Source organism: Rhodococcus sp. ABRD24, from assembly GCF_004328705.1.
Taxonomy (GTDB): Bacteria; Actinomycetota; Actinomycetes; order Mycobacteriales; family Mycobacteriaceae; genus Prescottella.
In genome coordinates, this window is record NZ_CP035319.1 from 3,950,941 (window position 1) to 3,973,597 (window position 22,657).

Annotated in this window: 29 protein-coding genes and 1 tRNA gene; 19 read left to right on the forward strand and 11 right to left on the reverse strand. The window is 67.1% G+C overall.

From position 1 onward, the window contains the following. Positions 1–49: 49 nt before the first annotated feature. Genes rpsR through rpmB form a run of 4 tightly spaced genes read right to left on the reverse strand, consistent with a single transcriptional unit; the run spans position 50 to position 1,028 of the window. Positions 50–304 (reverse strand): 30S ribosomal protein S18, encoded by a 255-nt coding sequence (gene rpsR / locus ERC79_RS17590; RefSeq protein WP_131579710.1) that lies wholly within the window; start codon positions 302–304, stop codon positions 50–52. 9 nt (positions 305–313) lie between these two features. Further along, a complete protein-coding gene (rpsN, locus tag ERC79_RS17595) occupies positions 314–619 on the reverse strand; it encodes a 30S ribosomal protein S14 (protein ID WP_131579711.1) in 306 nt (101 codons plus the stop codon). A 5-nt stretch (positions 620–624) separates the two neighbouring features. Then, the gene (gene rpmG / locus ERC79_RS17600; RefSeq protein ID WP_114718202.1) at positions 625–789 is read right to left on the reverse strand and encodes a 50S ribosomal protein L33; all 165 of its coding nucleotides are present in this window, start codon (positions 787–789) and stop codon (positions 625–627) included. Between the two features lie 2 nt (positions 790–791). Continuing rightward, complete coding sequence (gene rpmB, locus ERC79_RS17605; RefSeq protein ID WP_131579712.1) at positions 792–1,028, reverse strand: 50S ribosomal protein L28; 237 nt, start codon at positions 1,026–1,028, stop codon at positions 792–794. A gap of 126 nt (positions 1,029–1,154) precedes the next feature. Between rpmB and ERC79_RS17610 the strand changes: the two genes are divergently transcribed. The 8 genes from ERC79_RS17610 (at position 1,155) to ERC79_RS17645 (ending at position 7,900) form a co-directional block, all read left to right on the forward strand. Beyond that, positions 1,155–2,393 carry a GTP-binding protein gene (locus tag ERC79_RS17610; RefSeq protein ID WP_131579713.1) on the forward strand — a complete coding sequence of 413 codons (1,239 nt, stop codon included), beginning with the start codon at positions 1,155–1,157 and terminating at the stop codon, positions 2,391–2,393. A 3-nt stretch (positions 2,394–2,396) separates the two neighbouring features. Further along, positions 2,397–2,570 carry a 50S ribosomal protein L32 gene (gene rpmF / locus ERC79_RS17615; RefSeq protein ID WP_131579714.1) on the forward strand — a complete coding sequence of 58 codons (174 nt, stop codon included), beginning with the start codon at positions 2,397–2,399 and terminating at the stop codon, positions 2,568–2,570. Between the two features lie 34 nt (positions 2,571–2,604). Further along, a complete protein-coding gene (locus ERC79_RS17620) occupies positions 2,605–3,216 on the forward strand; it encodes a trimeric intracellular cation channel family protein (protein WP_131579715.1) in 612 nt (203 codons plus the stop codon). Positions 3,217–3,286: 70 nt separating this feature from the next. After that, a complete protein-coding gene (locus ERC79_RS17625) occupies positions 3,287–3,973 on the forward strand; it encodes a response regulator transcription factor (RefSeq protein ID WP_131579716.1) in 687 nt (228 codons plus the stop codon). A gap of 62 nt (positions 3,974–4,035) precedes the next feature. Further along, on the forward strand, positions 4,036–5,433 hold the full coding sequence (locus tag ERC79_RS17630) for a HAMP domain-containing sensor histidine kinase (RefSeq protein ID WP_131581280.1): 1,398 nt from the start codon (positions 4,036–4,038) through the stop codon (positions 5,431–5,433). Positions 5,434–5,699: 266 nt separating this feature from the next. Then, a complete protein-coding gene (locus ERC79_RS17635) occupies positions 5,700–7,079 on the forward strand; it encodes a trypsin-like peptidase domain-containing protein (RefSeq protein WP_207390358.1) in 1,380 nt (459 codons plus the stop codon). Positions 7,080–7,162: 83 nt separating this feature from the next. Then, on the forward strand, positions 7,163–7,657 hold the full coding sequence (locus tag ERC79_RS17640; protein ID WP_242676621.1) for a molybdenum cofactor biosynthesis protein B: 495 nt from the start codon (positions 7,163–7,165) through the stop codon (positions 7,655–7,657). Positions 7,658–7,675: 18 nt separating this feature from the next. Then, positions 7,676–7,900 carry a hypothetical protein gene (locus tag ERC79_RS17645; RefSeq protein ID WP_131579718.1) on the forward strand — a complete coding sequence of 75 codons (225 nt, stop codon included), beginning with the start codon at positions 7,676–7,678 and terminating at the stop codon, positions 7,898–7,900. Positions 7,901–7,998: 98 nt separating this feature from the next. On the opposite strand, the gene cpaB is transcribed toward ERC79_RS17645, so the two are convergent. The 3 genes from cpaB to ERC79_RS17660 all read right to left on the reverse strand — a co-directional run bounded on the left by cpaB (position 7,999) and on the right by ERC79_RS17660 (position 9,828). Then, on the reverse strand, positions 7,999–8,649 hold the full coding sequence (gene cpaB, locus ERC79_RS17650; RefSeq protein ID WP_207390534.1) for a Flp pilus assembly protein CpaB: 651 nt from the start codon (positions 8,647–8,649) through the stop codon (positions 7,999–8,001). Positions 8,650–8,812: 163 nt separating this feature from the next. Beyond that, positions 8,813–9,133, reverse strand: a complete 321-nt coding sequence (locus tag ERC79_RS17655; protein WP_131579719.1) for an FmdB family zinc ribbon protein — start codon at positions 9,131–9,133, stop codon at positions 8,813–8,815. A 98-nt stretch (positions 9,134–9,231) separates the two neighbouring features. Next, a complete protein-coding gene (locus ERC79_RS17660; protein ID WP_165497162.1) occupies positions 9,232–9,828 on the reverse strand; it encodes a 5-formyltetrahydrofolate cyclo-ligase in 597 nt (198 codons plus the stop codon). 59 nt (positions 9,829–9,887) lie between these two features. Between ERC79_RS17660 and ERC79_RS17665 the strand changes: the two genes are divergently transcribed. The 3 genes from ERC79_RS17665 to ERC79_RS17675 all read left to right on the forward strand — a co-directional run bounded on the left by ERC79_RS17665 (position 9,888) and on the right by ERC79_RS17675 (position 12,838). Next, the gene (locus ERC79_RS17665) at positions 9,888–10,811 is read left to right on the forward strand and encodes a UTP--glucose-1-phosphate uridylyltransferase (RefSeq protein ID WP_131579721.1); all 924 of its coding nucleotides are present in this window, start codon (positions 9,888–9,890) and stop codon (positions 10,809–10,811) included. 124 nt (positions 10,812–10,935) lie between these two features. Next, the gene (gene glp / locus ERC79_RS17670) at positions 10,936–12,195 is read left to right on the forward strand and encodes a gephyrin-like molybdotransferase Glp (protein ID WP_131579722.1); all 1,260 of its coding nucleotides are present in this window, start codon (positions 10,936–10,938) and stop codon (positions 12,193–12,195) included. Between the two features lie 7 nt (positions 12,196–12,202). Further along, positions 12,203–12,838 carry a GNAT family protein gene (locus ERC79_RS17675; RefSeq protein ID WP_131579723.1) on the forward strand — a complete coding sequence of 212 codons (636 nt, stop codon included), beginning with the start codon at positions 12,203–12,205 and terminating at the stop codon, positions 12,836–12,838. Between the two features lie 4 nt (positions 12,839–12,842). Here ERC79_RS17675 and ERC79_RS17680 read toward each other — a convergent pair whose 3' ends face one another. Then, positions 12,843–13,580 (reverse strand): MspA family porin, encoded by a 738-nt coding sequence (locus ERC79_RS17680; RefSeq protein WP_131579724.1) that lies wholly within the window; start codon positions 13,578–13,580, stop codon positions 12,843–12,845. A 537-nt stretch (positions 13,581–14,117) separates the two neighbouring features. Here ERC79_RS17680 and glpR point away from each other — a divergent pair. Further along, positions 14,118–14,894 carry a gephyrin-like molybdotransferase receptor GlpR gene (gene glpR, locus ERC79_RS17685; RefSeq protein ID WP_131579725.1) on the forward strand — a complete coding sequence of 259 codons (777 nt, stop codon included), beginning with the start codon at positions 14,118–14,120 and terminating at the stop codon, positions 14,892–14,894. Positions 14,895–15,080: 186 nt separating this feature from the next. Continuing rightward, a tRNA-Ala gene (locus tag ERC79_RS17690) sits at positions 15,081–15,156 on the forward strand. Between the two features lie 92 nt (positions 15,157–15,248). Here ERC79_RS17690 and ERC79_RS17695 read toward each other — a convergent pair. Next, a complete protein-coding gene (locus ERC79_RS17695) occupies positions 15,249–15,665 on the reverse strand; it encodes a helix-turn-helix domain-containing protein (protein WP_131579726.1) in 417 nt (138 codons plus the stop codon). A gap of 268 nt (positions 15,666–15,933) precedes the next feature. Between ERC79_RS17695 and ERC79_RS23185 the strand changes: the two genes are divergently transcribed. Together ERC79_RS23185 and ERC79_RS17700 are read left to right on the forward strand one after the other, a co-directional pair. Beyond that, positions 15,934–16,077 (forward strand): hypothetical protein, encoded by a 144-nt coding sequence (locus ERC79_RS23185; RefSeq protein ID WP_165497013.1) that lies wholly within the window; start codon positions 15,934–15,936, stop codon positions 16,075–16,077. Positions 16,078–16,216: 139 nt separating this feature from the next. Then, on the forward strand, positions 16,217–17,056 hold the full coding sequence (locus ERC79_RS17700; protein ID WP_131579727.1) for an SDR family oxidoreductase: 840 nt from the start codon (positions 16,217–16,219) through the stop codon (positions 17,054–17,056). On the opposite strand, the gene ERC79_RS17705 is transcribed toward ERC79_RS17700, so the two are convergent. Together ERC79_RS17705 and ERC79_RS17710 are read right to left on the reverse strand one after the other, a co-directional pair. Next, on the reverse strand, positions 17,040–17,738 hold the full coding sequence (locus ERC79_RS17705; protein WP_131579728.1) for an ABC transporter ATP-binding protein: 699 nt from the start codon (positions 17,736–17,738) through the stop codon (positions 17,040–17,042). The genes ERC79_RS17700 and ERC79_RS17705 overlap by 17 nt on opposite strands. A gap of 33 nt (positions 17,739–17,771) precedes the next feature. Beyond that, positions 17,772–18,839 carry an ABC transporter permease gene (locus tag ERC79_RS17710; RefSeq protein ID WP_131579729.1) on the reverse strand — a complete coding sequence of 356 codons (1,068 nt, stop codon included), beginning with the start codon at positions 18,837–18,839 and terminating at the stop codon, positions 17,772–17,774. Positions 18,840–18,967: 128 nt separating this feature from the next. Between ERC79_RS17710 and ERC79_RS17715 the strand changes: the two genes are divergently transcribed. The 4 genes from ERC79_RS17715 (at position 18,968) to ERC79_RS17730 (ending at position 22,654) form a co-directional block, all read left to right on the forward strand. Next, positions 18,968–20,182: a sensor histidine kinase gene (locus ERC79_RS17715; protein WP_131579730.1), complete on the forward strand. Its 1,215-nt coding sequence runs from the start codon at positions 18,968–18,970 to the stop codon at positions 20,180–20,182. After that, the gene (locus ERC79_RS17720) at positions 20,179–20,808 is read left to right on the forward strand and encodes a response regulator transcription factor (protein WP_131579731.1); all 630 of its coding nucleotides are present in this window, start codon (positions 20,179–20,181) and stop codon (positions 20,806–20,808) included. The genes ERC79_RS17715 and ERC79_RS17720 overlap by 4 nt, the downstream gene beginning before the upstream one ends. A 22-nt stretch (positions 20,809–20,830) precedes the next feature. Then, positions 20,831–21,340, forward strand: coding sequence for a DUF2505 domain-containing protein (locus ERC79_RS17725; RefSeq protein ID WP_131579732.1), 510 nt, complete (start codon positions 20,831–20,833; stop codon positions 21,338–21,340). A gap of 84 nt (positions 21,341–21,424) precedes the next feature. Beyond that, a complete protein-coding gene (locus ERC79_RS17730) occupies positions 21,425–22,654 on the forward strand; it encodes an arginine deiminase (protein ID WP_131579733.1) in 1,230 nt (409 codons plus the stop codon). Positions 22,655–22,657 lie beyond the last annotated feature (3 nt).

Below are 22,657 nucleotides of genomic sequence, written 5' to 3' on the forward strand. Positions count from 1 at the left end.
GCCGCGCAGTCAGTCGACTGCGCGGCCCCTGCCGTCGTTCTGCGTTCTGTTACCGGCTGGTGAAGGGCAGCAGGGCCATCTCGCGAGCGTTCTTGACCGCGACAGCGACTTGGCGCTGCTGCTGCGGGGTGAGGCCCGTGACGCGGCGGCTGCGGATCTTGCCGCGGTCGGAGATGAAGGTGCGGAGCAGATTGATGTCCTTGTAGTCGACGGTCTCGACACCCGCGGTGATCAGCGGGTTCTTCTTGGGGCGGCGGCCCTGCTCGGTGCGCGCCTTCTTCGACGGTGCTCTCTTTACTGCCATTGCATTTCCTTACCAGCTCGACTTGTGTACGCCTGGCAGCTCCCCGCGATGTGCCATCTCGCGCATCCGCACGCGGGAAAGGCCGAACTTCCGCAGGTGACCGCGCGGACGTCCATCCGCAGCGTCTCGATTGCGCAATCTTACCGGACTCGCATCCCGCGGAAGCTGTCGAAGCCGGTACTGGGCTTCGGTGCGTTCCTCGGGTGAGCTGGATGGTCGACGGATGGTCTCCTTCAGTTCGGAGCGCAGCGTTGCGTACCGCGCGACGACGGCTCTGCGCTGCTCGTTCCGCGCGATCTTCGATTTCTTGGCCATGTCTGTCAGCGCTCCTCTCGGAAGTCGACATGCCGACGGATCACGGGGTCGTAGCGCCGCAGCACCATCCGGTCGGGGTCGTTGCGGCGGTTCTTACGGGTGACATACCGATACCCGGTCCCCGCGGTCGAGACCAGCTTGATGACGGGGCGGACTTCGTTGCCTGCCATGGTCAGACCTTCTCTCCCGCGGCCCGCATGCGGGCGACGACGGCCTCGATGCCGTCCCGGTCGATGGTGCGAATGCCCTTCGGGGTCAGCCTCAGCGTGATGCGCCGCCCCAAGCTGGGCACGAGGTAGGTCTTCTTCTGGATGTTGGGATCCCAGCGGCGGCTGGTGCGCCGGTGCGAATGGGACACGGACCTGCCGAATCCCGGGGTCCGGCCGGTCACCTGACAGCGAGCGGGCATGGGGGGCTTCCTCTCCGGTCCCGCGCGGGACCGAACTCGAGCGGTTAGTGAAAATGGTTGTCGACAAGCGGGCGAAAGTGTAACCTGACAAAATGTTAATGACAACCGTTTTCGAAAGGGGTGGCTGTGGCTGACGTGCCGGACGGCCGCACACCGCTGGTTCTCGTCGCGGGCTGGAGTGGTCCGGTCCGCCGGACGGCGCTCTCGCTGTTGGGTGACGGGAGGGCGGGTACGGCAGTGATCCACCATGACCTCGGGCAGCTCGGCGAGGGGGTGGTCCGCCGGACCGTGACAACCGGGTCGGTCGGGGCCCCGGAGGTGCGGACCGAGATCCTCGAATTGGCGCACGGGTGCGTGTCGTGCACGCTGCGTCACGACCTGCTGCCGCTGTTGCGCCGCCTCCATGCGCGTGGGTCTGTGGACCGGATCGTGCTCGAGCTCGACCGTGCACTCGAACCGGAGGCCGTGTGCTGGGCGATCGAGCACGTACCGGTGGTCGGTGTGGGCAACCGACTCGACGTGCCCGCGATCCGGGACGTCCGGGTGGATGCGGTCGTGACCTGCCTCGACGCCGAGGAGTGGTGGCTTGCCGCCACCGGAGACGAGGATCTCGACGACGACCGGACCCTGGCCCAGGTGGCCGTCGGGCAGGTGGAGTTCGCCGATGCGCTCGTGGTTGAAAACGACACCGGCGAGCCGTGGCTGTCGCACCAGCTGCGGGCAGTTCTCGCCCGCATTGCGCCCGGTGCGCCGATCTCCAGGACACCCGACGCGGGTGCGTTGCTGCCGCTCATCCCGCCGGATGCCCGACGCGGTCGGATCTTCGGTACGCATGCGCCGCTGCTGCGTGGCGGCCCGCCCCTGCACTCCGAGCACGGGGTGTCACTCGTCGAGTTCACTGCCCGACGGCCCTTTCACCCCGGACGGCTGCACGAGGCGATCGACGTCCTGCTCGACGGCGTTGTCACGGCGCGTGGCCGCATGTGGCTTGCGACGCGATCCGATGTCGCGCTGTGGCTCGAATCCGCCGGCGGGGGGCTGCGTGTGGCGAGTGCGGACCGATGGCTGGCGGCGATGACGGACGACGAGCTCGCGGACGTCGACGACGAACGGCGCGCGCTCGCCGCGCTGGGCTGGGACGAGCGGTTCGGTGACCGGGACACCTCACTCGTGGTGCTCGTCCACGACGCCGATCCGGACGCGGTGACTCGCGCATTGAACTGGGCACTGCTCACCGAGCGCGAGATGGCAGACGAGTCGGCATGGTCCACGTTGGAGGACCCGTTCGGGGAGTTCCACGAAGACCCGTGCGCGGATCCCGACCCGGCGTGCCCTGGGGTCAGCCGCGGACACGGGGAGGGCTGAACGATGGCGGTACCCAAGCGGCGCGTGTCGCGCGCCAACACCCGCAGTCGGCGGTCCCAGTGGAAGGCAGCCGTCCCGGATCTGGTGACGGTGACCGTCGACGGCCGAACACATCGCGTCCCCCGACGTCTGGTGCGCGCGGTCCGGCTCGGCCGGATCGATCCGGGAAGGCTGTGACACCCGGCGCGCCGGGGCGTGCGACGCTGTCCGCGTGCTGCTGAAGATTCTCGAGCTTGTGGGTATCGCGGCGTTCGCCGCATCCGGCGCGCTGGTCGGGGTCACCAAACGGTTCGACATATTCGGGGTGTGCGTCGTCGGGGTCTTCACCGGTATCGGTGGCGGCATCGTCCGCGACGTGCTGCTCGGCACCCACCCTCCGACGTCGCTGACCAGTTGGCCGTTGTTCGGTACCGCTGCGGTGACGTCGGTGGTCGTGTTCTTCGTGCACTCGACGCTCGGGAAGCTGCGCCGCGAGATCCTCGTACTCGACGCGTTGGGTATGGGTCTGTTCGCGAGCACCGGCGCGGCGATCGCGTTGGACGCCGGCGCGGGTCCGCTCGCGTCGACCCTCGTCGGGGCGACCGCCGCGATCGGTGGGGGCATTCTGCGTGACGTTCTCGTCAACGAGGTTCCGCTGCTGCTGCACCGCGATTTCTACGCGATCCCGGCCTTGCTCGGCGCGACGATCGTCGTGGCCGGATCGTCCGTGGGCCTGGCCGGCAACACTGCGCTGATGATCGGCACAGTCGTCGCCTCGACGGTGCGGCTGGTCGCGATGTGGCGGAATTGGAGCCTTCCGGGGCCGCGGCTGCCGCGGGAGTGACGCGACACGCCGGGGCTGGTCAACGGGATCCTCTCAGCGGGATCTCAGTCGGTGGGGCCAAAATGGCCGCATGCGCATTTTGGTGGTCGATGACGACCGGGCCGTGCGGGAGTCGCTGCGGCGTTCCCTCAGTTTCAACGGGTACACCGTAGAGCTCGCGGTCGACGGACTCGATGCGCTCGAGAAGGTTGCCGCGTCGCGGCCGGATGCTCTGGTCCTCGACGTGATGATGCCGAGGGTCGACGGGCTCGAGGTGTGCCGGCGTCTGCGTAGCACAGGCGACGATCTGCCGATTCTCGTTCTCACCGCTCGTGATTCGGTGTCCGAGCGGGTGGCCGGGCTCGACGCGGGGGCCGACGACTACCTGCCCAAGCCGTTCGCTCTCGAGGAGTTGCTGGCGCGGCTGCGGGCGCTGCTGCGGCGCACGACTTCCGCAGTCGGTGACGAGTCCGAGGCAATGACGTTCGAGGATCTGAGCCTGGATCCGGTGACGCGTGAGGTGACCCGCGGCGGACGCTCGATCAGTCTCACCCGCACAGAGTTCTCGCTCCTCGAAATGCTCATGGCGAACCCGCGCCGTGTCCTCTCGCGTAGCCGAATCCTCGAGGAGGTGTGGGGTTACGACTTTCCGACATCCGGCAATGCGCTCGAGGTCTACGTCGGCTACCTGCGCCGCAAGACCGAGGCCGACGGCGAAACGCGGTTGATCCACACGGTCCGGGGTGTCGGTTACGTGTTGCGGGAGACCCCGCCGTGATGGTTGCCCCGTTCGGTCGTACGGGAGCCCGCCCGGCCGGGCCCGGAACGCCGCTCGGTCCGATGCCGCTGCCACACGAGATGCGTCCGCCGATGCCCCTGACCCGCTCGGTGTCGCTGCGGTGGCGCGTGACGCTGCTCGCGGCGTCCGTCGTGGCGATCGTGGTGGCCGTGATGGCGATCGCCGCGTACGCGGTGGTCTCTCGCGCTCTCTACGCGGATGTCGATCATCAGTTGCAGTCACGCGCCTCCGCGATTGTCGACAACGACCTCATCACGTTCGATCCGAGGTACATCGCGGGTGCCACGCTCTACACCACCGATATCAGTGTGGCGCTGATCTTTCCGGATCTGAACAAGTACATACCGCCAGGTTCTGCGGTGCCGATCGGTCCGCCCGAACTCGCGGTCGCGCGCGGCCAGAACGACGTGTCGTTGCGAACGGTCGAGGGCAATCGAGTGCTTGCCGAGCGGACTCGTGACGGCAGCACCCTGGTGATCGCGCAGCGGCTGGAGCCGACCGAGGACGTGCTGGATCGTCTGGCGTGGGTTCTGTTGGTGGTCGGCGGGTGCGGTGTCGTACTTGCCGCGGCGGCCGGAACCACCGTCGGACGAACCGGGCTTCGGCCGATCGCGAGGTTGACGGCCGCGGCCGAACGCGTCGCGCGCACCGATGACCTCACACCCATTCCGGTAACCGGCAACGACGAGCTGGCGCGGCTGACAGTCAGCTTCAATACGATGCTGCGCGCGCTCGCGGAATCTCGGGGGCGGCAGAGCCGTCTGGTCGCCGATGCCGGGCACGAACTGCGCACTCCGTTGACCTCGCTGCGCACCAACATGGAACTGCTGATCGCGTCGAGCCGGCCGGGGGCACCGCATATTCCGGACCAGGACATGGCCGAACTCCGGGTCGATGTGGTGGCCCAGATCGAGGAACTGTCCACCCTTGTCGGTGACCTGGTGGACCTCGCGCGTGAGGATGCGCCCGAGACGGTGTTCGAGCTCGTCGACATCAGCGAGACAGTGGAGCGGTCGCTCGAGAAAGCCCGCCGCCGGCGCAATGAGATCGACTTCGAAGCGGTGACCACGCCATGGTTCGTGTACGGCGACCAGGCCGGGCTCTCGCGGGCGGTCCTCAACGTGCTCGACAATGCCGCGAAGTGGAGTCCGCCCGGCGAGCAGGTGCAGGTGGCGATGCGTCAGATCGGCGACAGACTACTCGAACTCACTGTCGACGACGCCGGTCCGGGTGTCCCTGAGGAGGATCGGGAACTGGTCTTCGAACGCTTCTACCGGTCCACCGCGTCCCGGTCCATGCCGGGGTCGGGGCTCGGCCTGGCGATCGTGCGACAGGTGGTGGTCAAGCACGGTGGGACGATCGCGGTGGAGACGTCCGACCGTGGGGGTGCTCGCGTGCGCATCGTCCTGCCGGGAGAGCCCGAGGCCGACCCTCGCTGACCGTTTCATGTCCCGCTATCGGCGGCCAAGACCGAGGTCACCGCGGCCCCATGTCCGCGATCGCCGAGGACACGGGAAACTGAAGGCAGCGTCTCAGCGGGCTCTCAGCCACACGGTGCAACCTGATACCAGCGACCGGACGACAGCCGGACCCTCGGTGAATCGACACGACGCGGCGGCAGCAATTCCGTGGCGTCGCCCGGTCACCGATCTCCAGAGACACTGCGACCGCCCAACCCAGGTGGTCACGACACGAAAGCGGTGCGATGACCGACGACCGTAATCTTCACGGCGACCCCAACCACGGCGCTCACCAGCACGGCGCTCACCAGCAGGGAAGCCCGCAACCGGGCACCGGCCCGTCCGTGCCGCAGGATCCGTGGCGCTCGGGCGCCGCTTACCACCCGCAAAACCCCGGCTACCAGGGTGGGCCGGGGCAGGTCGGCGGCTACGGGCAGCCCGGGTACCACTCGGCGTACCAGCCCACCGAGCAGATGCCGGGAGTCGGGACCACCGGAACGCTGCCCACGACCGGCGCACCTGTACCGGGTCCGAAGCGGAGCGGTCGTTCCGCGCTGGTCGCCGGTGCGATCGCGCTGGCGCTGGTGAGCGGCGGTATCGGTGGTGCGGTGGGTGCGATCGCGACATCGTCCAACAACGGTGGCGACGCTCCCGTGTCGAATGCACTCAATGCCCCGAAGGCCAGCACCAGTCCGGCGTCGAACGCTCCCGCCGGATCGGTTCAGGCGGTCGCGACCAAGGTCGTCCCGAGCGTGGTGCAGATTCAGGTCGCGGGCACCCGTCAGGGTGAGGGCTCCGGCGTCGTGCTGTCTTCGGATGGGCTGATCATGACGAACAACCACGTGATCGCCGGCGGAGGACCGGACGCGAAGCTGATGGTGGCCTTCTCCGACGGCACCACCGCGCCGGCCTCCCTCGTGGGTACCGACCCCACGTCGGACATCGCGGTGATCAAGGTGTCGGGCAAGTCGGACCTGACCCCCGTCGAGCTGGGTTCCTCGGAGAACGTGCAGGTGGGCCAGCAGGTTGTCGCGATCGGTTCTCCGCTCGGCCTGGCCGGCACCGTCACCTCGGGCATCGTCTCGGCGCTCGACCGGCCAGTATCGACCAGCGGTGAGATGGGTAACCAGAACACGGTCATCGATGCGCTCCAGACCGACGCCGCGATCAACCCGGGCAACTCGGGTGGTGCGCTCGTCGACATGGACGGCCAGCTGATCGGGATCAACACCGCGATCGCCACTGCGGGCGGTCAGGGTGGTTCGATCGGACTCGGGTTTGCGATTCCGGTCGACCAGGCGCGGCGGATCGCAGACGAACTGGTCAAGACCGGCAAGGCGACCCAGGCGATCATCGGCGTGCAGGTCTCGGCGAAGGAGTCGACGGGCGGCGCTGCGGTTGTGGACGTCACTGCTGGGGGACCGGCAGACAAGGCCGGAATCCCGAAGGGCGCCGTCGTGACGAAGGTCGAAGACCGGGTGATCAGCAGTGGCGATGCGCTGATCGCGGCCATCCGTTCCCACGCCCCGGGCGATCAGGTGGCCGTCACCTACCAGGACACGGCGGGTAACTCGAAGACCGTCGACGTCCAGCTGGGTACCGCGCCCACCACTGGTGGCAAGTGATGCGCGCCGGAGGCAGGCCCGTGCTGGCACGGATTCACCGGCAGGTCCCGTCGGGCCCGGGGGAGGCCACTACGGTAGGGACCATGGAACTCGAAGCACCGTTGGCCGGACGCGCGCTCGTCGTCATAGTGGACGACCGGACCGCGCACGGCGATGTCGACTCGACCGGCCCCCTTGTGACCGAACTGCTCACCGAGGCAGGATTTCTGGTCGACGCCACGGTGGCGGTATCTGCCGACCAGGTGGAGATCCGCAACGCGCTGAACACCGCGGTGATCGGCGGCGTCGATCTGGTGATCTCGGTCGGCGGTACGGGAGTCTCGCCTCGCGACGTCACCCCCGACGCCACCGCGGACATCCTGGACCGCGAATTGCCCGGAATCAGTGAGGCATTGCGCTCGTCCGGGCTGGCAGCGGGGGTCGTGGACGCGGTCATCTCACGCGGCCTGGTCGGTATCTCCGGCAGCACGCTCGTGGTCAACCTCGCATCGTCGCGTGCCGCGGTGCGCGACGGGATGGCGACGCTGACTCCGCTCGCAAGCCACGTCATCGGCCAGCTCTCGGCCATCGAAGAGTAGGACGGGGCGAACACAGACATGTCGGACGAGACGACTACTGGCGACTCGGCAGTCGCCGGCCAGAAGTCGCCGACGACCAGGCGGACCCGGATCGACCGGGCCCGCCTGGAGGCCGTTTTCGGTGCGGTGCTCCCGGAGCAGACCTCCGACGAGCGGTCCCCGGACGGTGCATCCTCCAGGGGCAGTGGACGGGACGATCAGGACGAATGGCTGCGACGGCAGGTCCCGCCGCATCACGGTTGAAATAGGCAATCGGCGATCAGTGATTCGAATGAACACCTGCGCGTGCTCCCATCCGGGGGCACGCGCATTGTCGATCGGCCGGATGGAGCTGCCCGGGCTCAGTGGAGCGTGACGGTGATCGCGTGAGTCAGCGAGGCCGCGGCGACCGCTCCGGCCTCGGGCGTCGGTAGGGCCAACATCACAACCCGATCGGCGCGGCCGGGGCCGTCCGGTTCGGGTGCCACGAGGACCACGGCGGCGCCGGAGGCCAGCATCGTGGCGGCCGGGGGAGCGGAATCGGTCGTCGAGGATGACGAACCGGTAGTGAGGACGTCCACTCGGTCGCCCTCTCGGATCAGTCCGGCGAGACCGGCATCGGACAGGCGCACGGGCACCACACGTGCGTCGGCGGAGCCCACCGCGGCCTGTGCCAGACGGGGGCCGAGTAGCCGCACGTCCGTGAGGATCTCCCCAGCGCGGACCGGGGAGGAGAGGGTATGGCCGAGTGCGGCGTCGATGGCGCCCACCGTGCCGTCGGGGACAGCAGCGGCATCGTGGTCGGCCGTACGCAGATCGTCCGCGGTGAGAACCCGGCCCGGTGACAAATCGCGGGACGCGACCACCACCGGTTCGCCGGTATCCGCGGCACCGTCACGAATCCATAGGACGGTCGCGGCGATGACGAGAAGCCCCGCGGCGACGCGGCGAGCCACGTCGGACCGGGCCCACCCGGGACGCACCAGGCGTCCCAGCCGACCGGTCAGGGACATCGTCAGCGGCCCGTGACCGTCAGGGTCGCGTCGCCGGAACATCTCGTGCGCCATGACGTGCACGCTATCTGCGCAAACTGGACCCGTACTCGTCGTGAACAGGCGTGGAAGAAAACCTGTGGATGGACCTACGAGATGTGGAGAACGGCGTCGTATCGCGGCGTCAGCTGGCGGCCGCTGCGGGTGCGGCAGCGGGGGCCGAGGTGGAACTCGGTGTGCTCGGCTCGGACTTGGTGCCGGACGCCGAGTCGGACTTCGCGGGCTCGCTTGCGGTTCCCCCGCTGCCGCTGCCACTGCCACTGCCGCTACCGCGGCTGTCGGTGCGGTAGAAGCCGCTGCCCTTGAAGACGATGCCGACCGAGTTGAAGAGCTTGCGGAGCTTGCCGGAGCACTCCGGGCAGACGGTCAGGGTGTCGTCGCTGAACGACTGCACGATGTCGAATCGGTTGTCGCATTCGGTGCAGGCGTACGAATAGGTGGGCACTGGGGTTCCTCCGCACTGTGTAGTCAAACCGCAGATGTTGGCACTCTACAGTCGACAGTGCCAACAGCGCGAACCAGGCCGGTGTTCCGCAGCCATGATCACTGCTGGTCGGGTACACCCCCCGCGTCGAGCCGCACCATCCCGCGGCCGGGAGTCAGCGCCCAGCCCATGGGGACATCGTGCGGGTCCGAGGGGAGGCGCTGAACCAGCTCGTTGTCCCGGACTACGGCGATCAGTGCTGCGGTGGGTTCCGCCAGTCCCAGCGTGCGGTCGTAGAACCCGGCTCCGCGGCCGAGGCGGGCACCCCGCTCGTCGACCGCCAGCGCTGGAATCAGCACCGCGGATGCGGACGCGACTTCGGCCGGAGGGAAGACCGGACCGGACGGCTCCCGGAGACCGTGGCCGGCAGGTATGAGATCGGCGCTCCCGGTGAACTCCGCCCATTCGAGCGGACCCGGTTCCCCGGTTACCGGGAGCAGCACGCGGCATCCGGAGTCGTGGAGTGCTTCGAGCATCTCGATCGAACCCGGTTCGGTGCCCACCGGGACATATGCGCACACGGTGACACCGGCGGGAACGACCGATGTGACGATCGCGACTATCGCCGCGTCCTCGGTGGATTTCGTCTCGGGTCCCACCGCCCTGCGTTCGCGGAGGATGTGGCTGCGCCACTCGGCCTTGGTCGGCAGTTTCATGATCGCCACCTTAGGATCGTGCGACTGGCCACGGGGGCCTGTAGATAGGGTGGTGAGTTATGACAGATGCCGTCACCAATGACAAGAGGCACTTTCGGACGGCGGTTGTGCCAGCTGCCGGTATGGGAACGCGCTTCCTTCCGGCTACCAAGACCGTTCCGAAGGAGTTACTCCCGGTGGTCGACACACCGGGTATCGAGTTGGTGGCGGGAGAGGCGGCCGACTCCGGAGCGAACCGGCTCGTCATCGTGACCTCGCCCGGTAAGGACGGTGTCGTCGCTCACTTCGTCGAGGACCTGGTTCTCGAGAGCAAGCTCGAAGCCAGTGGCAAGCATCACCTGCTCGAGAAGGTGCGCAAGGCGCCGGGACTGCTCGAGGTCGAATCCGTCGTGCAGGAGGAACCCCTCGGGCTCGGCCATGCAGTCGGTTGCGCGGAGGCTGTGCTCGATGACGACGAGGACGCCATTGCGGTGCTGCTGCCCGATGACCTGGTGATGCCGCGCGGCGTGCTCGACACCATGGCCCGCGTCCGCGCCAAGCGTGGTGGGTCCGTGCTGTGCGCGATCGACGTGCCCAAGGACCAGGTCAGTGCCTATGGCGTCTTCGAGGTCGAGACCGTGCCGGACGCGACCAATCCGGACGTGCTCAAGGTCACCGGCATGGTCGAGAAGCCGGCTATGGAGGATGCTCCCTCCACGTTCGCCGCGGCCGGTCGGTATCTGCTGGATCGGGCGATCTTCGACGCGCTGCGCCGCATCACACCCGGTACGGGCGGCGAGTTGCAGCTGACCGACGCCATCGCGCTGCTGATTGTGGAAGGCCACCCGGTCCACGTCGTGGTTCATCGTGGGACCCGACACGATTTGGGAAATCCCGGCGGCTATCTTCGGGCTGCGGTTGACTTTGCATTGGACAGCGAGGAATACGGCCCGTCTCTCCGCGAGTGGCTGACCGAGCGCCTGCAGTCGTCCGAGGCGGAGTAGTCTGCCGGCGCCGCCGCTGAAACTGTGTCGGCGGCGGCGTCTGGGCTGCGTCGGCAACACCGTCGGTGAGCTTCAGCGCCGGCAAGACAGGGTCGGTAAGACAGGTCGGGAGGACGGGATCCACATGCGCTCGGTTGAAGAGCAGCAGTCGAGGGTGACTGCTGCCGCGGTGGCACCCCGGCCCGTCCGGGTTGCGATCTCCGAGGCGCAGGGCTTGCTGTGCGCCGAGGAAGTTGTCACCGAACGGCCGCTACCAGGATTCGATCAGGCCGCCATAGACGGCTACGCCGTGCGGAGCGTCGACGTCCTCGATGCGGGAACCGACATCCGAGGTGAGGACGGCGAACCCACCGAGCTCACCCTCCCCGTCGTCGGCGAGGTGACAGCGGGATCGCGGCAGCCGATCCGGTTGCAGCCCCGCCAAGCTGTTCGAGTGGACACGGGGGCACCGCTGCCGACGCTCGCGGACGCCGTGCTGCCGATGGATCGAACCGATGGCGGGCACGCCCGCGTCAAGGTCTACAAGCCGGTCCGATCCGGCGACTATGTGCGCCGCGCCGGTGACGATGTGCAGCCCGGTGACGTCGCGGTGCGGGCGGGCACGATCATCGGCGCAGCCCAAGTGGGTCTGCTCGCGGCCGTGGGCCGAGACAAGGTCCTGGTCCACCCGCGCCCACGGCTGTCGGTGATCTCCGTCGGCGGCGAGCTTGTCGACATCGACCGGACGCCGGGACCGGGGCAGGTCTACGACGTCAACTCGTACGCGCTGGCTGCCGCGGCTCGTGACGCGGGTGCCGACGTCAACCGGGTGGGCATCGCGGGCACCGATGCGCGGCGGCTGCGTGAGGTCGTCGAGGGGCAGCTGATCCGGTCGGAGATCGTGATCATCGCCGGCGCAGTCGGTGGCGGCGCATCCGACGAGGTCCGCGAGGCGCTGGCGGATCTCGGTGACATCGAGGTCGAACGGGTCGCGATGCATCCGGGTTCGGTGCAGGGATTCGGTCAGCTCGGCCGGGACGAGGTGCCGACTTTCCTGCTGCCGTCCAATCCGGTCAGTGCGTTGGTCGTGTTCGAGGTGATGGTGCGTCCGCTGATCCGCATTGCCCTCGGCCGACGTCAGCCGATGCGCCGCATAGTCACAGCGCGCACGGTCGCGCCGATCACATCGATCGAGAATCGCAAGGGATTTCTGCGCGGTCAGCTGATGCGAGACGAGTCCACGGGGGAGTACCTGGTCCAGGCGCTCGGCGGGGCGCCGGGCGCGTCCTCGCACCTGCTCGCCACTTTGGCAGAGGCCAACTGTCTCGTCCTGGTCGAACCCGAGGTCACCGAGATCCGTACGGGTGAAGAGGTGGAAGTCGCTTTCCTGGCGCAGCGGAGCTGAGCGGCCCATGTCCGCTCACCCGGGGTGGCCGGCGAAACCTGGTCCGATCCGGGTCGCGGCGGGCCGGGTCACCTTACGGCCCATCCGATTGCGGGACGCGGCAGTGTGGAGCCGGCTGCGCATCGCGAACCGCGAACATCTCGAGCCGTGGGAGCCGACCGGCCAGGCGCCGTGGGACGAACGGCACCACGTCGCCGCGTGGCCGGGTATGTGCTCGAGCCTGCGTTCGGAAGCTCGCAAGGGGCGGATGCTGCCGATGGTGATCGAGGTCGACGGCACGTTCTGTGGCCAGATCACGGTCGGCAACATCGTGCGCGGCGCGTTGTGCTCGGCGTGGATCGGGTACTGGGTGTCGAAGGATGTGGGTGGGCAGGGGGTCGCGACGGCGGCGCTGGCGCTCGGTCTGGATCACTGCTTCGGTCCGATGGCGCTGCATCGCGTCGAAGCCACCGTGCGCCCGGAGAATCTGGCGAGCCAGGCGGTTCTGCGTCACGTGGGGTTCCGGGAAGAGGGCTTGCTGCGCCGCTACCTCGACGTCGACGGTCAGTGGCGTGACCACCTGCTGGTTGCGATGACTGTCGAGGAAGTCCCCGGGTCGGTGTCCGATCGTTTGGTGCGTGCGGGACGGGCCACCTGGGAATAGGTGATCAGACGATCACCGGCGGTCCGTAGCTGACCACGACGTCGTCTGCGACATCGGTCGACGCCGTGAAGATGGCGTACGAGCGAACCGAAACGGAACCGAGCGCGTGATTGACCTCGAGGTGAATGTTCCGGAGGGTGATCGCACACTGCGTCGACTTGCACTCCTTCTTCTGCACCGGAACTGTGGCGATGGTGCCGGGGGCGATCTGGGTGGAGATGTTTCCTTCGATCGGTGTCTCCACACCCAGCTCGAGCGCCTCGCCGGTGAACAACTCCACGACCGGCGGGATGTTCGGATCGGCGGTCAGGATGAGATTCTCGGACCTTTCGGGAATGTAGACAGCGCCGGGTGTGATGCCCGCATTGCCGGTGATGACGGCGCCGTTCGAGACGTCGGCCTGGTAACCGATCTGGTAACCGACCTCGAGCACGCCACCGGTGAACGGTGCGGTCCCGTTGCCGCTGACGGTGGCGAGGGCGCGACCGCTCGCGAACAGGTCTCGAGTGAACTGGTTACCCGACAGCGGCGGCACGCTGGTGATCGACTGATCCGTCTGATTCACCGACAGGTTCCAGCCGTCGAAGCTCACGGTCTGAGCGGACGTCGGCTCCTGGACCTGGACATTCGCACCGGCCGAACCGGCTGCCACGGTGAGCATCAACGCCGCGACTCCCGCAGCAACTGCGGTGCCTGATCGCGCGAGCCTGCGGCGCAGGAAAGACCGGTGATTCACGTGCATGGGAATTCCTCGTCTTCGTTCGTCTACGACCGGAGCGCGCCGGCCTCGGGCAGGTTGGGATCGTCCCGAAAAACCGGAATGGCCCCGATTGCAGTATTGGTTGTCCGTCACTTTTGCGTAAGGTTTTGGGGACTTGTTTTCTCAAATTTGATATACGAATGCTAACGATTCGGTTGCCGAATCACCCCGTGTCGATTTGCCGCTATTCGGTGAATTATCCGATTTCTGCGTATATGGCTGAGATTCGGACACGAACAGGGGCCCGACATCTCGAGTTCAGGAGACTCGAGACGTCCGGTCCGGGTGCGCGCGGTCGGTCGCGGTCGAGGCAGTGGTGCGGTCCGCTTCGGTCCTTTTCGTACCCGGGTGAATCTCGAGGCTGCAACTCCGGCCTCGAGAGGCGATAATCGAGTGACAGGTGTGACACCTGCGAAAGCTGAGTCGGCGCGTCTGCGAGGATTAGGGTGCAGATGCAACTAGCCTGAACGGGTCAGTGGCGTCATCAGTGCTGGTAGACGACTGGGAGGAGGTCGCCGTATGCCGAACTCTTCGATCATCTGGATCGGGCTGGTAGCCGTGTGGCTGTTCGTCCTCGTTCCAATGCTCGCGAGCAAGCGGCCTCGCATCAGACAGACCTCCGACGCGGCGCTCGCTACTCGGGTTCTGCACCGGGGCGATGCACAACGCCCGACGGCGCGGGGTCCGGCGGCCGGGCATCGGAGCGATCCCGATTGGCGTCCGGAACCGGCACTGCAGGACGTCGACGACTATTACGGCATAGACGCGGAGGACCGAATGGACACCCACGCCGACGACGACATCAATGCGGGCGAGCGCGCCGCGGCACGGGAGTTCGTCCCGAATCGGCGCGGCCGCGGCGGATTCGACCCGGAGGCCGACGCGATCGCGCGCGCGGCCCGGTATCGGTTCCGGCAGCGCAGCGTGCTCGCGCTGGTATTCGCCTCGATCATGACGGCGGCCCTGGCAATCATCCTGTCTGCCACGATGTGGTGGGTGTGCGCGCTGTCGGTGTGCGCCCTCGCCGGATACATGACGTATCTGCGGCGTCAGGTCAACATCGAGCAGGAGATCCGGCGTCGCCGCATGGCGCGGCTCGGTCGATCACGACTCGGCGTGGAGTCGCTGTCGGACGAGGAACTGCGGCTCGTCCCGCCGCGGCTGCGCCGGCCGGGCGCGGTGGTGCTCGAGGTGGACGACGGGGATCCGGCATTCGATCACCTCGAGCATTACGACGCTGAGGTCGGCGAGTACGGCGATCGCGATTACGGATACCGCAGAGCTGCAGGGCAGTGACTCTTATGGCAGTTATCTTCAGCGCAGCGTGACAACTGTTCGACAGAACGAGAAGGGCGCGCGGTCACCACGGTGATCGGGCGCCCTCCTCGTTTCTCGCTTTCGGCCGCTGACCATGCGATTTCTCGTCTGGGGACGGCGCCTGTTAGAGTTGCCGAGCGGTCAGCGAGAGCATGATCGTGGTTCGGGGCTGTGGCGCAGTTGGTAGCGCGCTTCGTTCGCATCGAAGAGGTCAGGGGTTCGATTCCCCTCAGCTCCACCAACAATGAGGCCCCCTTTCCTTCGGGAGAGGGGGCCTCTTTGCTTTGTCTGGCGGCTGCTCTCCCGGCGCTGCGTCGCCTGCCGGTTCAGCGCTCAGTGAGATGCATCGGGTGGAACATCGGGCAGGCCTTCTGCGGCACGGAGTTTCTCGGCCAAAGTGGTGAGCAGCGATTGCGATTCCTCCGACAGGTCGAAGGCGCGCGTCGCGAGCCGTCGCAGGCCGTAGCCCTCCAGTTGCGCCACGAGGTCGAGATCGTGATCGACCTTCGCGGCGTAAATGTCGTTGAAGAAGTAGGCGGGCTTGACCTTGAAGAACTTCGCGAATGCCGCGACGGTCTCGTCCGAGGGGTTGCACCGCTGGCCGGAGCGCAGCTGGGAGATGTAGGGCTTGGATATTTGGTGGCCGTCCGCGATGAGTGCGTTCGCCACCTCTGCATTGGTGTGTGGCTTCCGTCCCGGCGGGTGAACGGTTTCGAAGAGCTTGTTGAGCCGTGCGGCGAAATCAGACATCGCGACGATCATAACATCGGAGATAGCCGACGGGTAGCTCGCGATGGGGATTTGATAGAGCGTTCATCGCGGCTGCGTGGACCAGCGAGGGTCCTTTGGTGCCAGTTGCGCGGGCGAGCGGATGGTCTTCAGCGACGTTTGGATAACTTCGGGATAACTCGCAGCTCGATCAGGAGTAATCGGGGCGATCGGGGAGTATCCGGCGACGCCATTGGGTGACTGGAAAAACCCCCGATCGGCGGGGACACTGAAATCTATGGACCGCAGAATGAGCGACAACGAACTGCGCAGGGCGATCAGTGTGTTGCGGGATCGGGCCGACGAGGCTCGCAGCCACGGTCGTCCGGAGGATGCGGACGGGATCGAGAAGACCATCCGCGACTATCAGGACGAGATGGCGCAGCGTCTGTGACGTCTGTGACGCTTGGTGTGCCAGCGTCTGTGACTGATCGCGGATAGTTCCCGGCGCCGTGGATCGTCCGGCGCCACGGTGACGCCTGTCACGTACACTGCCGACCAACCGATCGGCAGAGGTGGGGGATTTCGAAGCGATGGCGATCAAAACACTTGACGGGAAGAAGTGCCTGATCACGGGTTCGGCCAGCGGAATCGGCCGGGCGACGGCCGTTGCGGCCGCTGGCGAGGGCGCGGAGTTGTTCCTCACCGACATCGCGGAGGCAGGGCTGGCCGAGACTGTCGAACTGTGCAGCCGGGCCGGGGGGACGGTGACCTACACGCGGGCGCTGGATGTGTCCGACTTCGATGCCGTCACCGTGTTCGCGGATGAGATTCACGAGCAGGTCGGCAGCCTCGATGTCGTCATGAACGTCGCAGGCATCTCCGCATGGGGGACCGTCGAGAATCTCGAACATCGACACTGGAAGTCGATGGTGGATGTGAATCTGATGGGGCCGATTCACATCATCGAGCGTTTTGTGCCGCCGATGATCGCCGCCGGACGCGGTGGACACCTGGTCAACGTGTCCTCCGCGGCCGGTTTGCTGGCATTGCCGTGGCATGCGGCATACAGCGCCAGCAAGTTCGGCCTTCGCGGCGTCTCCGAGGTGTTGCGGTTCGACCTCAAGCGGCACGGCATCGGTGTCAGCCTGGTGGTGCCCGGCGGGGTCAAGACCCCGCTCGTGGGCACCGTGCAGATCGCCGGCGTGGACCGAGAAGATCCGCGCATCAAGAAGCTCACCCATCGGTTCGAAAAGCGAGCGGTCTCACCTGAGAAGGTGGCCAACTGCATCGTCGCGGGAATCAAGAAGAACAGGTACCTGGTGTACACGTCCAATGACGTCCGCTTCGGTTACTGGTGGGCGCGAAAGTTCGCTCCGCCCTACGAGTTCGTGATGCAGAAGGCCAACGACCAGTTCAGTAAGCTGCTGTAGCGATCTTCGCGGCCCGCGGACGCAGTGCGCCACTGTGCATCTCGAATGCGGCGTCCACCAGGTCCAGCTGACTCAGGTCGTGCGTCACCATCACCGTCGCGACGGAACGCTCGCGGCTCAGCTCGGCGAGCAGGGCGACGATTTCGCGGCTGCGTTCCTCGTCCAGCGCCGATGTCGGCTCGTCGACCAACAGGACCGCCGGGGCGTTCACGAGTGATCGGGCGATCGCGACGCGCTGGCGCTGGCCACCGGAGAGCTGGTTCGGGCGTCGATCGAGCTGGCCCTCGAGCCCGAGACTGCACAGCAGTTCGCGGGCCCGCCCGCGGCTGTCGCGCACCGAACCCCCACTCAGATGCGTGATCATCTGCAATTGCTCCGTCGCGGTGAGCGACGGCAGCAGGTTCGACTGCTGGAACACGAAACCGAGCTTCTCGCGGCGCATGTCGGTGCGGGCCGCGCGGTCGAGCCCTGTGACGTCGGTACCGTCGATTGTCACGCTGCCCTCGTCGGGATTCGTCAGCAGTCCGGCCACCGCGAGCAGGCTCGACTTCCCGGAGCCTGACGGCCCGGTGACGGCGACCAGCTCGCCGCGGTTCACTTCCAGGTCGACGTCGTCGAGCGCGCGTAGTCGGTTGTCCCCGTCGGGGTAGGTCAGTACGACGTTGCGGAGCGAGATGCTCATGATGAGGTCCTTTCGAGTTCTGTCACGCCGGGCTCAGCGCGCGTTCGCGAGCGCGGTCTGAGGGTCGATCGAGACGATCCGGGCGAGTGCCGCAGTGGCGCCGATCATGCCCATCACGATGAGGGCGGCGAACGGGACGAGCGTGCCCGAGAGGGTCAGTGTGAACGGCACGGCCTGCGAGGCGATCGCGCCCAGGCCCACGGCGGCCAGGGTGCCGATGCCTGCGCCGAGCGTCAGGACGATCAGCGACTGCCCGAGTGCGTCCTTGAGCAGGTACTTCGTGGAGGCGCCGACAGCCTTGAGGATGGCGAGGTCCTGACTGCGCTGGATGGTCCAGACGGTGAAGAACGCACCGACGACGAGGGCGCTGACTGTCATCAGCATGGCCTGCATCAACAGCAGGGATCCGCGCTCGGAGGTGTAGGAGCCGATCGCGTTCAGGGCGCCGCTCTCGTCGGTGATCGACGTGCCGGTGGCTCTGGCCGCGGCGCCGGAGTCGAACCCACTGGAGGTGCGCATCGCGATCACGGTGCCGTCGCTGCCGCCTGCGGCCGGCAGATGTGTCCACGCGTCGTGGTTCATCCACACGACCGGCTGGTGACTGTAGAGGGAGTCTTCGACGAGGGCGGTGACAGTGAAGGTGTCGGCGCCGATGTCGATCCGGCTCCCGACATCCCAGCCGTTGTCCCGCGCAAGCTCCTTGTCGACCGCGACGGAGCCCGCGTCGATGCGGGCGGGAGAGGCGAACGAGTGACCGTCCACACCGAACGCTGAAGCGGCGACCTCTCTGTCTCCCATGGTGATCCGCACCGGGGCGATCCCGATGACGGCCGCCTCATCGACACCATCGGTGGCGGCGAGGGCATCGCGCTGCTGCTCGGTCACGGTGGACTCCCCGAACGACAGGGACTGTCCTTCGGCCGGCTTGCCGAACGCGAAGCTGTTCGCACCGATGTGCTTGACTGCGGCGATGGATTGGTTGCCCAGTCCAGTGGTCAGCCCCGACAGCATCACGACCATCAGGGAGATCAGGAACAGAGCCGAGCTCATGAGGGTGAATCGACCCTTGGCGAAGCGGAGGTCTCGGATACTGAGGAACATGCTGTCCAGCGTCGTCGAGGTCGGTGGTGCCGGGCATCGCGCATCGGTTGAGTTCGCTGATCCATCGAAAGTTGGAGATCGGTGTTCGCCGCGGTGACCCGGCGGTACGCGGTGTTAGCGTGAGTGAAATGCGAACCTCCGATGTGCACCACCCTGGCGGCGTTGCGCCGGTATTGCGGACAATGCAGATCGGCGCCCATCTCCTGTTCGTGCTGCTGCTCGCGGTGGGCGTTGGACGTGTCCTGGTCGAGCGTGGGCCGCATGCGGCGTGGATCGTCGTGCTGGCGGCACTCGAGCTCGCGTGGTACGCCACGGGCGTCTGGTTCGTCCGCCGCAGCGGCGTTGCCGGTGATCAGTCGATCCAGCGCGGTCCGGGACAGATCTGGCTGGCGGTCCTGATTCTGGGGTGGCTCACGCTGGTGGCGTCGGACGCCAACTTCGCCTGGCTGGTCTTCGCATTGTTCTTTCTGTGCTTCCACCTCCTGTCGGTGCAGTTCGCGCTGGTGACGACGGCGGCGCTGACTGCGGTGGCGATCGCGGCCAGTTTGTGGCACGGCGCCACCAATACGGTGGCATCCGTCGTCGGCCCGATCTTCGGTGCCGCGGTAGCGGCTGGGATGGCGATGGTCTATCAACAGTTGGTTCGCGAGGCGGCGCAGCGGCAACTCCTGGTCGAAGAACTCACCGAGGCCCACCGTGAGCTGCTCGGTGCGCAGGACGAACTGGTTGCTCTGCAGCGTGAGTCCGGCGCCCTCGCTGAGCGCTCGCGCCTGGCCCGGGACATCCACGACACCCTGGCTCAGGGCTTTTCGTCGATCCTGCTGCTGGCCCGCGCGGGTCTGCGGGGAACCGAGGCCACTCCGACTCTCACCCAGATCGCCGACACCGCTCAGCAGAACCTCACCGAGGCCCGGCGGGTGGTGGACGCGCTGACTCCGTCGGATCTCGAGTCGGCACCGCTCGAGTCGGCGTTGCGCAGGCAGCTGGTTCAGCTCGAGCAGCACACCGGAACAGTCGGGGAACTGTTCACAGATGGCGACCCCGTTCCGCTGCCGATGGATTACGACGTCGCACTGCTGCGGGTGGCGCAGAGTGCACTCGCGAACGTCCGGCTGCATTCGCACGCCGATCGGGTCCGGTTGACGCTCACGTATGCGAACGACGAGGTGCGACTGGACGTGGCCGACGACGGTATCGGGTTCAGCGAGCGCGAGGCCGGAGGGTTCGGCCTGCGAGCGATGCGGGACCGGCTGGCGCTGCTGGGTGGCACACTGGTCGTCGAATCGGCACCAGGGGACGGAACAGCTGTCGCCGCAACACTTCCCGTCGGGCGTCCGGCATGAGCGGTGAGGTCCGGGTGCTGCTCGTCGACGATCATCCGGTGGTCCGGGCCGGTCTTCGGGCACTCCTGGCGTCGCACGACGGCGTGGAGGTGGTCGCGGAGGCATCCTCGGGCGAGGAGGCCGTGACACTCGCTGCGATCGCGAAACCCGATGTGGTGCTGATGGATCTGCGCCTCGGCGCGGGAATGGATGGTGCCCAGGCGACGGCCGGCATCGTCGCCGCCGAGAATCCGCCCCGGGTGGTGGTGCTGACTACGTACGATACCGACGCCGACATCCTGCGGGCCGTCGAGGCAGGCGCCGCGGGGTATCTGCTCAAGGACACTGATCCACAGGTGCTGATCGAGTCGGTGTTCGCCGCCGCACGCGGTGAGACCGTCCTGGATCCGGATGTGGCACAGCGGCTCTACCGCAGAATGCAGCAGCCGCGCGCCGAGCTCAGCGCCCGTGAGGTCGAGGTGATCGCGCTGGTCGCCCGGGGGTTGTCCAATCGGGCCATCGCCAAGCAGTTGTTCGTCAGTGAGGCGACGGTGAAATCGCACCTGGTGCACGCGTTCACCAAGCTTGCGGTGGACAGCCGAACCGCGGCGGTGGCCGCGGCGCGCGAACGGGGTCTGATCAGCTGATCCGTCCGGTACCGTCGGCGATATGCCGAAGCGGTTCGAGTTCTCGGCCGAGTTCGACCATCCCGTCGAGCGGGTGCACGCCGTCCTGATCGACGAGGACTACTGGCGCTCGCGCATCGTCGAGGGGTCGCGGGGAACGGTGCGGGTGGAGTCGGTAGCGGACGACGACGGACTACCGCTCGTGACGGTGACGATGACCGAAACAGTCGATCCGGACAGGCTTCCGGCGGTGGTCGCCCGGACAGTGCGCGGCGATCTGCGGATGGAGAGGATCGACACGTGGCGCACGGTCCGCGACGGAAGCGCATCGGGTCGGCTTTCCGGTAGCTCCACCGGGATCCCCGTCACGATCGACGGGGAGTACCGGTTGCGGCCCGGCGGTAGCGGGTCCGTGCTCGACATTCGTGGAACGGTCCGGGTTCGCATCCCGTTGCTGGGAAGCCAAATCGAGCTGATGGTGCGGAAGATGGTCGAACAGATGGTGGCGCGGGATCGTGATGAGGCCCAGCGCAGGCTCGATCGCGCGGTGTGAGCGTTCCGGGATCGCGCCCTGGGGGGCCGGGTTCTGGAATGCTCAGGGGATGCCGACGGCGATCGGCGGTACTACCGTTTACGCATGAGCGCGCGGGAGCCGGCGAGGCTGGGTGTGGACACCGAGGTGGGGACCCTGCGAACGGTGCTGTTGCATCGACCGGGTGACGAACTACGGCGACTCACCCCGCGCAACAACGACCAGTTGCTCTTCGACGGCCTGCCCTGGGTCGATCGTGCCCAGGACGAGCACGACGCATTCGCCGATGTGCTGCGCGGGTACGGCGTCGAGGTGCTGCTGCTGGCGGACCTCCTCGCCGAGACTTTGACTGCCAGCGGCGCGGCGCGCATGCAGGGGATAGCGGCGGCGGTCGATCCGCGGAGGCTGGGCCACACGCTCGCACAGGACCTGTCGGCGTATCTGCGGGGTATCCCGGCCACCGAGCTGGCCATGATCCTCACCGCGGGGATGACGTTCGACGAGTTGCCGATCGGCACCGGCGCGTCGGCTCCGTCGCTGGTCCGGCTGATGCATCACGGGGGAGACTTCGTCATAGACCCGCTGCCGAACCTGCTGTTCACCCGGGACTCGTCGTTCTGGGTGGGCGGGCGTGTGGCGATCACGTCGCTCGCTCTCCCCGCGCGGGTTCGTGAGGCCTCGCTCATGGACCTGATCTACGCGCACCATCCGCGGTTCCGGGGTGTACGCCGGGCCTACGAATCCCACACGGCTCCGGTGGAGGGCGGCGATGTGCTGTTGCTCGCGCCCGGGGTCATCGCCGTCGGGGTGGGGGAGCGAACGACGCCGGCCGGTGCGGAAGCGCTGGCGCGCAGCGTGTTCGAGGACGGTTTGGCGCACACCGTGCTGGCCGTTCCGATCGAGCAGCGGCGCGCGTCGATGCATCTGGACACCGTGTGCACGATGGTCGACTCGGATGCGGTGGTGATGTACGCGGCCGTGCGGGACAGCCTGTCGGCGTTCACGATTCGACGCGAGGAGACGGGGGTGGGCATCGGTGGCCCGGCGCCGTTCCTCGAAGCGGCCGCGGCGGCGATGGGAATAGGGAAGCTGCGGGTGATCGACACCGGCCTCGACGACCACATCACCGCCGAGCGTGAACAGTGGGACGATGGCAACAACACCCTGGCCCTCGCGCCCGGTGTTGTCGTCGCGTACGAGCGCAACGTCGAGACGAACGCCCGCATGGAGGCGTCGGGGATCGAAGTTCTGCGGATCTCCGGTTCGGAACTCGGGTCAGGCCGGGGCGGACCGCGCTGCATGTCGTGCCCGCTCGCGCGCGATCCGCTGGCCTGAACC

Excerpts from the sequence above, each read along its gene's own strand:
- rpsR (WP_131579710.1), bottom strand. The coding sequence starts at position 304 with ATGGCAGTAAAGAGAGCACCGTCGAAGAAGGCGCGCACCGAGCAGGGC.
- rpsN (WP_131579711.1), bottom strand. The coding sequence starts at position 619 with ATGGCCAAGAAATCGAAGATCGCGCGGAACGAGCAGCGCAGAGCCGTC.
- rpmG (WP_114718202.1), bottom strand. The coding sequence starts at position 789 with ATGGCAGGCAACGAAGTCCGCCCCGTCATCAAGCTGGTCTCGACCGCG.
- rpmB (WP_131579712.1), bottom strand. The coding sequence starts at position 1,028 with ATGCCCGCTCGCTGTCAGGTGACCGGCCGGACCCCGGGATTCGGCAGG.
- rpmF (WP_131579714.1), top strand. The coding sequence starts at position 2,397 with ATGGCGGTACCCAAGCGGCGCGTGTCGCGCGCCAACACCCGCAGTCGG.
- ERC79_RS17625 (WP_131579716.1), top strand. The coding sequence starts at position 3,287 with ATGCGCATTTTGGTGGTCGATGACGACCGGGCCGTGCGGGAGTCGCTG.
- ERC79_RS17630 (WP_131581280.1), top strand. The coding sequence starts at position 4,036 with ATGCCGCTGCCACACGAGATGCGTCCGCCGATGCCCCTGACCCGCTCG.
- ERC79_RS17635 (WP_207390358.1), top strand. The coding sequence starts at position 5,700 with ATGACCGACGACCGTAATCTTCACGGCGACCCCAACCACGGCGCTCAC.
- ERC79_RS17640 (WP_242676621.1), top strand. The coding sequence starts at position 7,163 with ATGGAACTCGAAGCACCGTTGGCCGGACGCGCGCTCGTCGTCATAGTG.
- ERC79_RS17645 (WP_131579718.1), top strand. The coding sequence starts at position 7,676 with ATGTCGGACGAGACGACTACTGGCGACTCGGCAGTCGCCGGCCAGAAG.
- cpaB (WP_207390534.1), bottom strand. The coding sequence starts at position 8,649 with ATGTCCCTGACCGGTCGGCTGGGACGCCTGGTGCGTCCCGGGTGGGCC.
- ERC79_RS17660 (WP_165497162.1), bottom strand. The coding sequence starts at position 9,828 with ATGAAACTGCCGACCAAGGCCGAGTGGCGCAGCCACATCCTCCGCGAA.
- ERC79_RS17665 (WP_131579721.1), top strand. The coding sequence starts at position 9,888 with ATGACAGATGCCGTCACCAATGACAAGAGGCACTTTCGGACGGCGGTT.
- glp (WP_131579722.1), top strand. The coding sequence starts at position 10,936 with ATGCGCTCGGTTGAAGAGCAGCAGTCGAGGGTGACTGCTGCCGCGGTG.
- ERC79_RS17675 (WP_131579723.1), top strand. The coding sequence starts at position 12,203 with ATGTCCGCTCACCCGGGGTGGCCGGCGAAACCTGGTCCGATCCGGGTC.
- ERC79_RS17680 (WP_131579724.1), bottom strand. The coding sequence starts at position 13,580 with ATGCACGTGAATCACCGGTCTTTCCTGCGCCGCAGGCTCGCGCGATCA.
- glpR (WP_131579725.1), top strand. The coding sequence starts at position 14,118 with ATGCCGAACTCTTCGATCATCTGGATCGGGCTGGTAGCCGTGTGGCTG.
- ERC79_RS17695 (WP_131579726.1), bottom strand. The coding sequence starts at position 15,665 with ATGTCTGATTTCGCCGCACGGCTCAACAAGCTCTTCGAAACCGTTCAC.
- ERC79_RS23185 (WP_165497013.1), top strand. The coding sequence starts at position 15,934 with ATGAGCGACAACGAACTGCGCAGGGCGATCAGTGTGTTGCGGGATCGG.
- ERC79_RS17700 (WP_131579727.1), top strand. The coding sequence starts at position 16,217 with ATGGCGATCAAAACACTTGACGGGAAGAAGTGCCTGATCACGGGTTCG.
- ERC79_RS17705 (WP_131579728.1), bottom strand. The coding sequence starts at position 17,738 with ATGAGCATCTCGCTCCGCAACGTCGTACTGACCTACCCCGACGGGGAC.
- ERC79_RS17710 (WP_131579729.1), bottom strand. The coding sequence starts at position 18,839 with ATGTTCCTCAGTATCCGAGACCTCCGCTTCGCCAAGGGTCGATTCACC.
- ERC79_RS17715 (WP_131579730.1), top strand. The coding sequence starts at position 18,968 with ATGCGAACCTCCGATGTGCACCACCCTGGCGGCGTTGCGCCGGTATTG.
- ERC79_RS17720 (WP_131579731.1), top strand. The coding sequence starts at position 20,179 with ATGAGCGGTGAGGTCCGGGTGCTGCTCGTCGACGATCATCCGGTGGTC.
- ERC79_RS17725 (WP_131579732.1), top strand. The coding sequence starts at position 20,831 with ATGCCGAAGCGGTTCGAGTTCTCGGCCGAGTTCGACCATCCCGTCGAG.
- ERC79_RS17730 (WP_131579733.1), top strand. The coding sequence starts at position 21,425 with ATGAGCGCGCGGGAGCCGGCGAGGCTGGGTGTGGACACCGAGGTGGGG.